Consider the following 13684-nt stretch of genomic DNA (forward strand, 5'->3'; position numbering starts at 1 on the left):
GTTTTCAGACGGCCTTTTTATGTCTCTTGTCAAAATATCAAGCAGGATTCATAAACGCTTCAACTTCTTCCAAAGAAATATCCGCCGTCGCGCCATGACGTGAAGCCACCAATGCACCCAGCGCACAAGCAAAAGCAATGGCTTCTTGAGGAGGCGCATTATTGAGCAGCTTGTAAGTCAAACCACCAAGAAAGCTGTCGCCGGAGCCGACAGTATCCACCACTTTGACGCGGAAACCGCAATGACGGTACAACTCGCCGTCCTTATACAAAACCGCGCCATGACTACCCAAAGTCACACACAAGATTTTGACGCCGGTCAGCTCAACGAGGTAGCCGATATTTTGTTCGATACTGTGATAAGGAGAACCGTAAGCCGCAGCCAACTCATACAGCTCATCATCATTGAGTTTGACCATATCGGACTGTTTCATGGTCTCAAGCAAGCGGTCAATATCGTAATGAGGCTTACGCAGATTAACGTCAAAAATTTTGAATTTGGCTTCTTTCAGCAAAACCGCCAAGCTTTTACGCGAAACTTCATCGCGGGTTGCCAAGCTGCCAAAAACGAAAGCATCTGATTCTGCCACACGTTTGATTGCCGCATCATCAACCGCAATCCTGTCCCACGCGCAAGGATAAACAATCTCATAAGACGCACTGCCAGACTTGTCCAAGTGTACTTTCACCAAGCTGGTCGCACATTCGTGACAAACCTGCAAATAATCAGTATTGACGTTTTTACTTTGAATTTGACGTAGCAATTCCTCGCCATCGGCATCATCGCCGCGACGACTGATGATGACAGCATCGATACCCAAAGACTGCAAACGGACAGCAACATTTAGGGGTGCACCACCCAATACCTTTCCGTTTGGAAAATCGTCCCACAGCACTTCGCCGAAACTGGTTACTTTCATTCTTGGCCTTCCTTTTTTGAGGTTGATTGGCTGGGTCTGCACACCCGACAGATTTTTGCAAATCATGTACTTGTAGTAAAACTCCAGCATCGGGGGCAAAAGTATTATGTTTTAAAATATTGGGACTGACAAGCAATTAAGGGAATATCAGACAATAAACTTGATTCATCACAAAATTATATTGTTCCTATTTTTTCTTTTTCTTTCACATTTATCCCCTCCTGTTTCATTAAAACAAAATATTCTGAAATTTAAATACAAAAGGCCGTCTGAAAACTGATTCAATCAATTTTCAGACGGCCTTTATCGCAGCATTGCAGCGATTAAACTACAACTTCTTCTTTTTTCTTCACTTCTTTGGCAATGTTCTCACGACTCAAGCCAAACATCAGCAAGAGCGGGCTGGCAACCAATACGGAAGAGTAAATACCGAACACGATACCGATAGTCAGCGCCATAGAGAAACCGTGCAAGGCTGCACCGCCAAACACCAGCATAGAAACAACCATTGCCTCGGTCGAACCGTGGGTAATGATGGTACGGCTCATGGTTGCAGTAATCGCGTTGTCGATGACTTCCGGCACAGTGTGGCCGCGCATATGCGGCTTGCGGAAGTTTTCGCGAATACGGTCAAATACCACCACAGATTCGTTTACGGAATAACCCAAAACAGCCAAGATACCTGCCAAGACAGTCAATGAGAATTCCCATTGGAAGAAGGCGAAACAGCCGAGAATAATCACGATATCGTGCATATTCGCAATAATCGCGGATACTGCAAAACGCCACTCAAAACGCATGGACAAGTAAATAATAATACCTGCCACCACGAAGCCCAATGCCATCAAACCATTGGTAACCAATTCTTCACCAACCTGAGGGCCGATGAATTCGACTTGGCGCAAGGTAACGTCAGGGTTGTCTTTTTTCAGCAAATCCATCACTTGGTTGGACAGCTGTGCAGACGTTACGCCTTCTTTGTTCGGCAGGCGAATCATAATGTGTTTATTCGTACCCAAGGCCTGAACCTGTACATCACCCATTTTCAGCGTATCGAGGCGTTCGCGCGTTTTATTCACATCCACGCCCTGCTGATATTGGACTTCCATCACCGTACCGCCTGTAAATTCGACGGAGAAATTCAGGCCTTTGGTTACCAAAAAGAACACGGCGGCGATAAACGTAACCAACGAAATAAAAGTCGTCAGTTTGCCGTAGCTCATAAACGGAATATCACGTTTGATTTTAAATAATTCCATGTTTTACTCCTTGCCTTCTGCCATTTCAGCTTTCGGCTTCCATACCGAACCGATGGAAATATTTTGCAATTTGCGGCGACGGCCGTACCACAGGTTGACCAAAGCACGGAACACGACCACGGATGAATACATCGAAGTCAGAATACCGATACAGTGTACAACCGCAAAACCGCGTACCGGGCCGGAACCGAATACCAACAAAGCGATACCGGCAATCAGGGAGGTCAAGTTGGAATCGACAATGGTTGCCCAAGCGTGTTGGAAACCGAGGTTGATGGCCTGCTGTGGTACGACACCGGCACGCAGTTCCTCACGGATACGTTCATTAATCAACACGTTGGAGTCAATCGCCATACCCAAGGTCAAAGCCAAGGCGGCAATACCCGGCAAGGTCAGCGTTGCCTGCATGGCAGACAAAATACCCACCAAAAACAAGATATTGGTACTCAAGGCAATGGTAGAGAAGAAACCCATCAAGCGATAGTAAATCACCATGAATGCAGCAACAGCGGCAAAGCCCCACAAGGTAGAGTGGAAACCTTTTTCAATGTTTTCTTTACCCAAAGACGGGCCGATGGTACGTTCTTCGACAATCTGCATCGGCGCGGCCAGCGAACCGGCGCGCAGCAACAATGAAGTATCGTTGGCTTCGGCTGTCGTCATGCTGCCGGAAATCTCCACGCGGCCACCGGTAATGGCGGCTCGGATGACAGGCGCGGTCACGACTTCGGATTTACCTTGGTCGATCAACACCATAGCCATACGTTTACCCACATTGGCCGAAGTCAATTCGCCAAAAATGCTGCCGCCCGCACTATCCAGGCTCAGGCTCACGGCAGGCGCGCCCATTTGGTCAAAGCTAGGTTGCGCATCGTTGATGTTGTCGCCGGTTAGTTCAACTTGTTTGTTGACCAAGATAGTTTCCGGATGATCGCCACCGCTTGACAGCAATTCGTAACCGGTCGGCACATTGCCGTTCAAAGCTTCTTGCAGTTTGATCGGATCGTCTTCCACCATACGCACTTCCAAAGTCGCAGTACGACCGATAATATCTTTTGCTTTGGCAGTATCTTGCACGCCCGGCAGCTGTACGACAATGCGGTCAAGGCCGGATTGTTGGATAACCGGTTCGGCTACGCCCAATTCGTTCACACGGTTGTGCAACGTATTGATATTTTGTTTAACTGCATCAGAACGTACTTTATTGATTGCCTCTTCAGACAAAGTCAGCACGATATTGTTACCGTCCGGCAGCAGCGTGGCTTCAGGGAACAATTTTTGCAACTGAGGCAAGGCTTTTTGTACATCGGCAGCATCTTGCAAAGGCACGGTCAGACCGTTTTCAGTCTGATGCACCGTGCCGGTACGGATTTTTTCGCGGCGCAATTCGCGGCGGATATCGCCGGAATAACGTTCAAACGTTTTCTGCATCGCGGCTTTCATGTCCACCTGCATGGTGAAATGCACGCCGCCGCGCAAGTCCAGACCCAGGAACATCGGATTGGCTTTGATTTTCGCCATCCACTCAGGGCTGTCTGCCAACAGGTTGAGCGCGGTAATATAGCCCTCGCCCAAAGTATTTTCGATGACGTCGCGCGCTTTCAGTTGCGTTTCGGTATCTTTGAAACGCACTTTCAGCGAGTTGTCGACGATGAACATACCATCAGTCTGAATACCTGCCTGTTTCAGCGCGGCATCCACTTTAGACTGGGTTTGCTCATTGATAACGATGGCTTGTCGGTTGGTCGATACCTGTACGGCAGGCGTTTCACCGAAAAGGTTGGGCAGCGAGTAAACAGCCGCAACCACAATCGTGAACGCAATCAGCAGGTATTTCCATAAAGGATAACGGTTCATGGTAAACCTTTGCTTTATTTATAAAGGCAAACAGCCGCGCTCGGAAAATGAGGCGGCTTTTTGCAAAAAAACGGATTATTCGGCTTTCGCGGCAATCGCGTTGCGCTCAACTTCCACTTCGATTTTCGCACCTTGACCGATGTCGACAGTGTAGAATTGCTCGCCGACTTTGGTCACGCGGCCTTTGAAGCCTGCCGCCAAAACGACTTTATCGCCGACTTTCAAAGCGGCCAACATCGCTTGGTGCGCTTTGAATTTCTTTTGTTGAGGACGCATAATCAGGAAGTAGAACACCACCATGATCAGCACTAAAGGGGCAAATTGAGCCACTGCTTGATTCATAATATATCCGTTCTTTCAAGTTTTAGATTAAGTAAAAAACTGCACACTGCAATCAAATACATTGGTTGGACTGTAAAATTGAGCTATTCTAAAGGTCGTCTGAAAAATTTCCAAGTATTTCCGTATTTATTAACCATATTTAGCAGTCTTTACGACTTGTCCGACACATACTGTTCCATGTTCAAAAAAATCCTTTGGCGCATCAGCACCCGCCTACGCCGTTTGTTTGGCAAAAACGCCCGCACCGTATGGATTTCGCATCCGATATTCCTACAGCACCAGCCGGGGCCTAACCATCCCGACAGGCCCGAACGCATCAGCTCCATTCAAACTGCCTTAAAACAAGAAGGCATTTGGCGTCGCCTGCAAACCACCGAAGCACCGGAAATCAAAGATGCGCAGCTGGCATTGGTCCACTCGCGCAACTATCTGCACGAGTTGGAAGCCGCCCAGCCGCTCCCCGGCAAAATCCACCGCATCGATGACGATACGGTCATCTGCCACGACTCCCTTCAAGCCGCCCGTTTTGCGGCCGGAGCCGTTGTCAAGGCAGTCGATATGGTGATGAATAAAAAAGCCTGGCATGCTTTTTGCGCCATCCGCCCGCCAGGCCACCATGCCCACAGCAACAGCGCCGGCGGATTTTGCCTGATCAACAACACCGCCACCGGCGTGATGCACGCCATTGCCCAATACCGCTTGCAACGCATCGCCGTCATCGATTTCGACGTCCACTTCGGCGATGGAACGGCGGAGATTCTCCAAGACGATCCGCGCGTGATGTTTTTCAACCTGTTTGAAACCGATATCTTTCCCTTCCCTCAGGCGGAACAATACGCCGGCAATAAAAATATGCTGCATACGCCCCTCAAACCAGGCACAGGCAGCCGTATCTTCCGCACGACCATCCGCGAACAATGGCTGCCCAAGCTCACGGCCTTCCGCCCCGAGTTGGTGTTGCTTTCGGCAGGTTTTGACGGGCATAAACAAGACGAAACAGGCCGTCTGAACCTGCATGAAGCCGATTTTGCCTGGCTGACGCACAAAATCGTCCAAGCAACGGCAAGCTGCCAAGGACGTGTTGTTTCCGTGCTGGAAGGCGGCTATACCTTGGAATCCATGTCCAAATCCGCCGCCGCCCACATCCGCGTATTGGCGGGCTTAAGCAAGGCCGATTACGTCATCGCCTACCAAAAGCATCTGAAGCGCGGCAAAAGTAACAATCCTACACCATAACGCATTCAAACTATTGCCCAGGCCGTCTGAAAACAGATTATCCATTTCAGAAGGCCTTTTTTTTCATTTACAAACTTTAATTTGAGCAAAGACAAACCATTTCCATATTATCAGTAGTAAAATAACAAACATAAAACATATCAATAAAAACATTTCACACGCCACACTGCTTCCCTTTCCCCAATTGACCGTCTTTTTCAGACGGCCTCCACTTTAAAAAAGGAGCGTTACAATGAAAGCAGCACGTTTTTATAACAAAGGCGACATCCGCATCGAAGACATTCCCGAGCCAACCGTAGCTCCGGGTACTGTCGGCATCAATGTTGCTTGGTGCGGTATCTGCGGTACAGACCTGCATGAATTCATGGAAGGCCCGATTTTCATTCCGCCTTGCGGCCATCCGCACCCAATCTCCGGCGAGTCTGCGCCAGTCACCATGGGTCACGAGTTCTCCGGCGTGGTTTATGCCGTAGGCGAAGGCGTGGACGACATCAAAGTCGGTCAACACGTTGTTGTCGAACCCTACATCATCCGCGACGACGTACCGACCGGCGAAGGCAGCAACTACCACCTCTCCAAAGACATGAACTTCATCGGCTTGGGCGGCTGCGGTGGCGGCTTGTCTGAAAAAATTGCCGTTAAACGCCGTTGGGTACACCCTATTTCCGACAAAATCCCATTGGACCAAGCTGCTTTGATTGAGCCTCTGTCTGTCGGCCACCATGCTTATGTACGCAGTGGCGCGAAAGAAGGCGACGTCGCATTGGTCGGCGGCGCAGGCCCAATCGGTTTGCTGTTGGCTGCCGTACTGAAAGCCAAAGGCATCAAAGTCATCATCACCGAATTGAGCAAAGCGCGTAAAGACAAAGCACGCGAAGCCGGCGTGGCCGACTACATCCTCGACCCATCCGAAGTCGATGTCGTTGAAGAAGTGAAAAAACTGACCAACGGCGAAGGCGTAGACGTTGCATTCGAATGCACCAGCGTCAACAAAGTGCTGGACACCATGGTCGAAGCATGCCGTCCGACTGCGAAAGTCGTCATCGTATCCATTTGGAGCCACCCCGCTACCATCAACGTCCACAGCGTTGTGATGAAAGAGCTGGACGTGCGCGGCACCATCGCCTACTGCAACGACCACGCCGAAACCATCAAATTGGTTGAAGAAGGCAAAATCAACCTTGAGCCTTTCATCACCCAACGCATCAAACTGGACGAATTGATTTCCGAAGGCTTCGAGCGCTTGATCCACAACAATGAATCCGCAGTAAAAATCATTGTTAATCCTAATCTTTAATCCTAAGGCTTAAAGAATAAACAGGCCGTCTGAAACTTTTCAGACGGCCTGTTTACTTGATAAATTCCCGAATGGCCCAATCCTCTGCCAACCATTCACTTATCAAGAGCAAAATCTCATGAATCCAAAATACGCCCCACTCTTTCAAACATACACCCTCAATAACGGCGTAACCATCAAAAACCGCCTTGCCGTCGCCCCCATGACCCATTTCGGTTCACAAACCGACGGTTTAATCAGCGACCAAGAGCGTACCTTCCTCAGCAACCGCGCAGGCGATATGGGCCTGTTTATCACGGCCGCCACTTTGGTTCAAAAAGACGGCAAAGCCTTTCACGGCCAACCTGAAGCCACAGGCGAACACTGCCTCGACAGCCTGAAAGAAACCGCACAAATCCTGCGACAACAAGGCACAAAAGCGATTTTGCAAATCCATCACGGCGGTTCCAAAGCCATTGATGACCTTTTGGACGGTCTCGACAAAATCAGCGCTTCCGCCAACGAAGCCGAACACGCACGCGAAGCGACCGCAGAAGAAGTCGAAGCACTCATCGCCTCTTATGCGCAAGCCGCCGATTTGGCGCTTCGTGCCGGTTTTGACGGCGTGGAAATACACGGTGCGAACGGCTATTTAATCCAACAGTTTTACTCTGCCCAAAGCAACCGCCGCAACGACCAATGGGGCGGCAGCTTGGAAAACAGAATGCGCTTCCCGCTGGCCGTTGTCGATGCCGTGGTTGCCGTCCGAGAAAAACACCAGCGCGACGATTTCATTATCGGCTACCGCTTCTCCCCCGAAGAGCCGGGCGAAGACGGCTTAACCATGACCGAAACCGGCGCACTGATTGACGCATTGGTACAAAAACCGCTGCAATATCTGCACGTTTCCCTGTGGGAATTTGATAAAAAAATCCGTCGCGGCGGCGATACCGCCCAAACCCGTATGCAGTTTATCCACGAACGCATCAACGGCAAACTGCCGCTTATCGGCGTGGGCAACCTGTTTACCGCCGACCAAATTTTGGCCGCCTATGAAACCGGCTGGGCAGAATTTATCGCCTTGGGCAAAACCGTGATGATTAATCCGCACATCGCCACGCAAATCCGCGAAGGCCGCGAAGCTGAAATCGAAACGCAACTCGACCCGACACGCGCCGACCATTACGGCCTCCCCGACACCTTGTGGGGATTTGCCTCCAGCGGTACGCAATCATGGCTGCCGCCGGTAAAAGGCGCGGAATGGAAACCGATGGATATTTAATCATCGATTCATAGCACAAGGCCGTCTGAAACTTTTCAGACGGCCTTTGGTTTGGTGCAAACATTGAATTATCAAGCATTTTTTTGTACAATTCCGCATCTTTCAATCTATTGCAGGGCGTGTCGCACACGCCCTTATTTTAGCCTGTTTTCCAACACCCATACCCTTCAGGCCGTCTGAAAAAGCGGCCTGAAACTTTTTGCAAAGAAAACCATGTCCCAAGAAATCCTCGACCAAGTGCGCCGCCGCCGCACGTTTGCCATCATCTCCCACCCTGACGCGGGTAAAACCACGCTGACCGAAAAACTGTTGCTGTTTTCAGGCGCGATTCAGAGCGCGGGTACGGTAAAAGGCAAGAAAACCGGCAAATTCGCCACCTCCGACTGGATGGAAATCGAGAAGCAGCGTGGCATTTCCGTGGCATCAAGCGTGATGCAGTTCGACTACAAAGACCATACCGTCAACCTCTTGGACACGCCGGGACACCAAGATTTCTCCGAAGATACCTACCGCGTATTGACCGCCGTCGACAGCGCCTTGATGGTCATCGACGCGGCAAAAGGCGTGGAAGCGCAAACCATCAAACTCTTGAACGTCTGCCGCCTGCGCAATACGCCGATTGTTACGTTCATGAACAAATACGACCGCGAAGTGCGCGATTCGCTGGAACTCTTGGACGAAGTAGAAAACATCCTGCAAATCCGCTGCGCGCCCGTAACTTGGCCAATCGGCATGGGCAAAAACTTCAAAGGCGTGTACCACATCCTGAACGACGAAATCTATCTCTTTGAAGCGGGCGGTGAACGCCTGCCGCACGAGTTCGACATCATCAAAGGCATCGACAATCCCGAATTGGAACAACGCTTTCCGTTGGAAATCCAACAGTTGCGCGACGAAATCGAATTGGTGCAGGCGGCTTCCAACGAGTTCAATCTCGACGAATTCCTCGCCGGCGAACTCACGCCCGTGTTCTTCGGTTCGGCAATTAACAACTTCGGTATTCAGGAAATCCTCAATTCATTGATTGAATGGGCGCCTGCGCCGAAACCGCGCGATGCGACCGTACGCATGGTCGAGCCAGATGAGCCGAAGTTTTCCGGATTTATCTTTAAAATCCAAGCCAATATGGACCCGAAACACCGCGACCGCATCGCCTTCTTGCGCGTCTGCTCCGGTAAATTCGAGCGCGGCATGAAGATGAAACATCTGCGCATCAACCGCGAAATCGCCGCCTCCAGCGTGGTAACCTTCATGTCGCACGACCGCGAGCTGGTGGAAGAAGCCTACGCCGGCGACATCATCGGCATCCCGAACCACGGCAACATCCAAATCGGCGACAGCTTCTCCGAAGGCGAACAACTGGCATTTACCGGCATTCCCTTCTTCGCACCCGAACTGTTCCGCAGCGTCCGCATCAAAAATCCGCTGAAAATCAAGCAACTGCAAAAAGGTTTGCAGCAACTCGGCGAAGAAGGCGCGGTACAAGTCTTCAAACCGATGAGCGGCGCAGATTTGATTTTGGGCGCGGTCGGCGTGTTGCAGTTTGAAGTCGTTACCTCGCGGCTGGCCAACGAATACGGCGTAGAAGCCGTGTTCGACAGCGCATCCATCTGGTCGGCGCGCTGGGTATCGTGCGAAGACAAGAAAAAGCTGGCGGAATTTGAAAAAGCTAACGCAGGCAATCTGGCGATAGACGCAGGCGGCAACCTCGCCTACCTTGCGCCTAACCGCGTCAACTTAAACCTGACGCAGGAACGCTGGCCGGACATCGTGTTCCACGAAACGCGCGAGCATTCGGTTAAACTGTAAAACGCAAAGGCCGTCTGAAACTTTCAGACGGCCTTTTTTTCATTCGATATCAACCCAATAAATCCCAAGCAAACTTTCCGATGGTCAGGCACAGCAGCAACATAAACCCATAACGCAGCAGCCTGGTTCCGCCGCGCATTGCCAAGCGCGCGCCGACCACGCCGCCGCACAAATTCGCCACCGCCAACGGTATCGCCCATGCCCACACAACATGGCCTTGCGGAATAAAAAACGTCAGCGCAGCAAGATTGGTGGTCGAATTGATGACCTTTGCCGAGGCGTTAGCCGCTAAAAAATCATAGCCGTAAAAGCGGACGAACACAAAAGCCAGCAGGCTGCCCGTTCCCGGCCCGAACACGCCGTCGTAAAACCCGATTAACGCGCCGAAAAATAAGCCCCATAAAGTTTCGCGGCGCGTCAGCTTTTCAGTGCGCACCGTCTGTCCCAAGTCTTTTTTCAAAAAAGTGTACAGACACATGGCAATCATGATGACCAACATCGTCGGTTTCATGTATTGCACGGGGAAATACACCACCGTTTTCGCGCCCAAATATGAAGCGACAAATGCCAACACCGCGGCAGGCAGCAGCATTTTCCACGGCACGGGGATTCGGCGCAGGTATTGCCCCGTCGCAGTCAGCGTGCCGCAGCAGGAAGCAAATTTATTGACACCCATTACCGAGGCCACAGGTGTAGCGTTTGGCAATAGGTTGAATAATCCGGGAATCTGCAATAGCCCGCCTCCGCCAACCGCCGCATCCATCAGCCCTGCGGCAAAGCCGACCAACACCAGATAATAAAAAAACGAATCTGCAAGCATAATGTCCATCTCTAAAAAGCAAAGCGATTTTGCGCGTATTTGCCTGTCCTGACAACCTACAAGGCCGTCTGAAAAACAAGGAACGATATCCTGTTTTCAGACGGCCTTTCTTTTTAAATTCAACCGCTCAAATTGCGGCTTAAAAATTTTTCCATTAAAATGCCGCCCCTTATCTTTCCTACACACAACACATTTTATGGAACATTCCACCCCGACCAAACGCACAGCCCACGACCGAATGGGCATCTTCGCGCATTTCATTTTTGCCAGCCGCTGGCTGCAACTGCCGATTTATATAGGCTTGATTATCGCCCAAGTCATTTATGCCTGTAAGTTCCTCAAATCCTTGTGGCACTTGGTATCCAATTTCAGCATCATGGATGAAAACACCATCATGATCGCCGTATTGAACCTGATTGATGTCGTGATGATTGCCAACCTGTTGACCATGGTCATTGTCGGCGGTTACGAGACCTTCGTTTCCCGCCTCCATGTTGACGAACATCCCGACCAGCCCGAATGGCTCAGTCATGTCAATGCTTCGGTTTTAAAGGTTAAGCTGTCGATGTCCATCATCAGCATTTCCTCCATCCATCTGCTGCAAACCTTCCTCAACGCCGCCAATCTGTCGGAAAAACAAATCATGTGGCAATGTATTACCCACATCTGCTTCCTGATTTCTGCCCTCGCCATGGCTTTAACGGACAAAATCGTGTACAGCACGACGCATAAAGCGCATTGATAAAAAGCAATCAAAAGGCCGTCTGAAATATTTCAGACGGCCTTTTGTTATCTGGCAATGTTTACAGCTCATTGCTTACGCTTGTCCCACCAGGCAAACAAGTTGCCCAAAACCGTTCCCGATACAGAGTGCCAAACGCAGGCAACGGCGGCGGCAACGGCGGACTCGGCATTACCGGGGAAGAATTTAGCACTCAAACCGGTGGCAAGTCCGGCATTTTGTACACCGACTTCGATGGCAAGGGTGCGTTTTTTGGCGGTATTCATGCCGGTCAGCGCGCCGCTGTAATAGCCGAGGATGTAGCCGCCGATGTTGTGGGCAGCGATGGCGAGTACCATAACCAAGGCGGATTCGGCAAATCGGTGGCCGTGAACAGCAGCAACGCCGCCAACGATGCAGGCAAACGCGACAACGGCAACGGCAGGCATAATCGCGCGCACGTCTTCAAACCAATGTTTTTTATGCAGCAATATATTGGCGGCAGAGCCGATAACGACAGGCAACAGGGTAACGAGCAGCATAAATTTGAACATACCCCAGCCGTCCATTTCGACGGTTTGTCCGACCAAATAAGTCATCCACAGCGGCGTCATCACAGGCGCGAGGACGGTGGAGACGGTGGTCATGCCGACCGAAAAGGCGACATCGCCTTTAGCCAAAAAACTCATGATATTGGACGAAACGCCGCCCGGGCAGGTGCCGACCAAAACCAAACCCAGCGTCAATCCGGGCGAGAGGTCAAAGGCTCTGGCAATGCCGATGGCAAGCAGGGGCATAATCGTGTATTGGGCGATTGCGCCGATAAAAATATCGAGCGGACGTTGCGCCAGAATTTGATAATCTTCTTTGCCCAAAGTCATGCCCATACCGAGCATGATGATGCCGAGTACGACGACTTGCGTATCGCCTTTCACCCACGAAAAAGTGGCAGGTTCGATAAAGGCGATGATGGAGGCAAGGACGATAATCAAGGCGGTGAAGCGGGTCATTTGCCGACTGATAGCGGTCAGAAAGTTCATATTTTACTCCTTTGTATGTTTTTATCATGACAATAATTGCCATAATTTAACACATATTAACTCTTGTGCGCAATGACAGTAACGAAACAGGAAATCCATCATCCAATAATGTTTAAAAACAAACCACACTAACTCCACCCAATATCAACACAAAGGCCATCTGAAACCTTTTCAGACGGCCTTGTTTTATCCGTTCATTATCGATTTATTCGATATTTTGAACCTGTTCGCGCATTTGTTCGATTAAGACTTTCAGTTCAACCGACGCTTGCGTGCATTCGGCGGCGATGGCTTTGCTGCCCAAAGTGTTGGCTTCGCGGTTCAACTCCTGCATCAGGAAATCCAAACGTTTGCCTACGCTGCCCTTGCCTTCGGTAACGATACGGCGTACTTCGGCGATATGGGTGCGCAAACGGCTGAATTCCTCATCCACATCGGATTTTTGGATGAATAAAGCAAATTCCTGTTGCAAGCGGTCGTTGTCGATATTGCCGACGGCTTCTGCCAAACGGGTTTTGACTTTATCCATATGCGCTTGCAGAAGGCTGGGGAACAATTCGTTCAAAGCGTCCACAATCTCTTCCATGCCATCCAGGCGTTGCAGCAGGTGCTCACCCAGTTTTTTGCCTTCGCGTTTGCGGGCGGCTGTAAACTCTTTCAAAGCGCTGGTCAATAAATCTTTAACGCCTTTGGCCAAAGCCTCGGCATCTTCGCCCTGGCCTGCCAAAACGCCGGGGAAACGCAAAACGTCTGCCACGCTCAGCTTGCCGAAATTGTGTTCCTTGCGCCATTCTTTGTTCAAATGCGCCAGTTGGGCAACCAAATCCTGATTGACCTCCAAAGTCTGTCCGCCCGAGGAGGCATCCTGCAGCTGGATGCGGCATTCCAATTTACCGCGCGCCACAGCCGCGGCAATCTGCTCGCGCAACGCGCCTTCCAAATAACGCAATTCTTCCGGCATACGGAATTGAACATCCAAATAACGATGGTTGACCGCGCGGATTTCCAAATTAATCCGCTTGCCTCCGCATTCGCCTGCGGCATTGGCAAAGCCGGTCATGCTGTGGATTTGAATAGTTCGTCTTGTAGCCATGGTTTTACTCCGTTTCCAAATACGAGTGAA

12 protein-coding genes are annotated in these 13684 nt (G+C 50.5%); 5 read left to right on the forward strand and 7 right to left on the reverse strand.

Translation table 11 applies throughout. The annotated features are described in order from the left end of the window. Nucleotides 1–37 precede the first annotated feature (37 nt). From ACTHS3_RS01955 to yajC, 4 genes are all read right to left on the reverse strand, one after another. Nucleotides 38–919, reverse strand: coding sequence for a carbohydrate kinase family protein (locus ACTHS3_RS01955; RefSeq protein WP_049330901.1), 882 nt, complete (start codon nt 917–919; stop codon nt 38–40). Nucleotides 920–1242: 323 nt separating this feature from the next. Then, nucleotides 1243–2178 carry a protein translocase subunit SecF gene (gene secF, locus ACTHS3_RS01960; protein ID WP_003686183.1) on the reverse strand — a complete coding sequence of 312 codons (936 nt, stop codon included), beginning with the start codon at nt 2176–2178 and terminating at the stop codon, nt 1243–1245. A 3-nt stretch (nt 2179–2181) separates the two neighbouring features. After that, entirely contained in the window at nt 2182–4035 is a 1854-nt protein-coding gene (gene secD, locus ACTHS3_RS01965; RefSeq protein WP_004519309.1) for a protein translocase subunit SecD, read from the reverse strand. A gap of 75 nt (nt 4036–4110) precedes the next feature. Continuing rightward, nucleotides 4111–4377, reverse strand: coding sequence for a preprotein translocase subunit YajC (yajC, locus tag ACTHS3_RS01970; RefSeq protein WP_003675720.1), 267 nt, complete (start codon nt 4375–4377; stop codon nt 4111–4113). A 177-nt stretch (nt 4378–4554) separates the two neighbouring features. On the opposite strand from yajC, the gene ACTHS3_RS01975 reads away from it, so the two are divergent. From ACTHS3_RS01975 to ACTHS3_RS01990, 4 genes are all read left to right on the forward strand, one after another. Next, a complete protein-coding gene (locus tag ACTHS3_RS01975) occupies nt 4555–5613 on the forward strand; it encodes a histone deacetylase family protein (protein ID WP_049335378.1) in 1059 nt (352 codons plus the stop codon). A gap of 232 nt (nt 5614–5845) precedes the next feature. Beyond that, nucleotides 5846–6910, forward strand: coding sequence for a 2,3-butanediol dehydrogenase (locus ACTHS3_RS01980; RefSeq protein WP_003745670.1), 1065 nt, complete (start codon nt 5846–5848; stop codon nt 6908–6910). Between the two features lie 118 nt (nt 6911–7028). After that, entirely contained in the window at nt 7029–8171 is a 1143-nt protein-coding gene (locus ACTHS3_RS01985; RefSeq protein WP_049335376.1) for an NADH-dependent flavin oxidoreductase, read from the forward strand. A 213-nt stretch (nt 8172–8384) separates the two neighbouring features. Then, complete coding sequence (locus ACTHS3_RS01990; RefSeq protein WP_070588308.1) at nt 8385–9980, forward strand: peptide chain release factor 3; 1596 nt, start codon at nt 8385–8387, stop codon at nt 9978–9980. Nucleotides 9981–10029: 49 nt separating this feature from the next. Here the strand turns inward: ACTHS3_RS01990 and ACTHS3_RS01995 are convergent, their stop codons facing one another. Beyond that, nucleotides 10030–10800 (reverse strand): sulfite exporter TauE/SafE family protein, encoded by a 771-nt coding sequence (locus ACTHS3_RS01995; protein ID WP_039862025.1) that lies wholly within the window; start codon nt 10798–10800, stop codon nt 10030–10032. A 196-nt stretch (nt 10801–10996) separates the two neighbouring features. Here ACTHS3_RS01995 and ACTHS3_RS02000 point away from each other — a divergent pair, with 196 nt between their 5' ends. Continuing rightward, complete coding sequence (locus ACTHS3_RS02000; protein WP_004519303.1) at nt 10997–11542, forward strand: TIGR00645 family protein; 546 nt, start codon at nt 10997–10999, stop codon at nt 11540–11542. Nucleotides 11543–11610: 68 nt separating this feature from the next. On the opposite strand, the gene ACTHS3_RS02005 is transcribed toward ACTHS3_RS02000, so the two are convergent. Together ACTHS3_RS02005 and ACTHS3_RS02010 are read right to left on the reverse strand one after the other, a co-directional pair. Continuing rightward, on the reverse strand, nt 11611–12561 hold the full coding sequence (locus ACTHS3_RS02005) for a bile acid:sodium symporter family protein (RefSeq protein WP_070608034.1): 951 nt from the start codon (nt 12559–12561) through the stop codon (nt 11611–11613). A 205-nt stretch (nt 12562–12766) separates the two neighbouring features. Then, nucleotides 12767–13654, reverse strand: coding sequence for a YicC/YloC family endoribonuclease (locus ACTHS3_RS02010; protein WP_283116877.1), 888 nt, complete (start codon nt 13652–13654; stop codon nt 12767–12769). Between the last annotated feature and the right edge of the window lie 30 nt (nt 13655–13684).

This window comes from Neisseria sp. P0009.S007, assembly GCF_051962515.1.

Bases quoted from the DNA above. Each gene is read 5' to 3' on its own strand.
- ACTHS3_RS01985 (WP_049335376.1), top strand. From the start codon at position 7,029: ATGAATCCAAAATACGCCCCACTCTTTCAAACATACACCCTCAATAAC.
- ACTHS3_RS01990 (WP_070588308.1), top strand. From the start codon at position 8,385: ATGTCCCAAGAAATCCTCGACCAAGTGCGCCGCCGCCGCACGTTTGCC.
- ACTHS3_RS02000 (WP_004519303.1), top strand. From the start codon at position 10,997: ATGGAACATTCCACCCCGACCAAACGCACAGCCCACGACCGAATGGGC.
- ACTHS3_RS01975 (WP_049335378.1), top strand. From the start codon at position 4,555: ATGTTCAAAAAAATCCTTTGGCGCATCAGCACCCGCCTACGCCGTTTG.
- ACTHS3_RS01955 (WP_049330901.1), bottom strand. From the start codon at position 919: ATGAAAGTAACCAGTTTCGGCGAAGTGCTGTGGGACGATTTTCCAAAC.
- yajC (WP_003675720.1), bottom strand. From the start codon at position 4,377: ATGAATCAAGCAGTGGCTCAATTTGCCCCTTTAGTGCTGATCATGGTG.
- ACTHS3_RS02005 (WP_070608034.1), bottom strand. From the start codon at position 12,561: ATGAACTTTCTGACCGCTATCAGTCGGCAAATGACCCGCTTCACCGCC.
- secF (WP_003686183.1), bottom strand. From the start codon at position 2,178: ATGGAATTATTTAAAATCAAACGTGATATTCCGTTTATGAGCTACGGC.
- secD (WP_004519309.1), bottom strand. From the start codon at position 4,035: ATGAACCGTTATCCTTTATGGAAATACCTGCTGATTGCGTTCACGATT.
- ACTHS3_RS02010 (WP_283116877.1), bottom strand. From the start codon at position 13,654: ATGGCTACAAGACGAACTATTCAAATCCACAGCATGACCGGCTTTGCC.
- ACTHS3_RS01980 (WP_003745670.1), top strand. From the start codon at position 5,846: ATGAAAGCAGCACGTTTTTATAACAAAGGCGACATCCGCATCGAAGAC.
- ACTHS3_RS01995 (WP_039862025.1), bottom strand. From the start codon at position 10,800: ATGCTTGCAGATTCGTTTTTTTATTATCTGGTGTTGGTCGGCTTTGCC.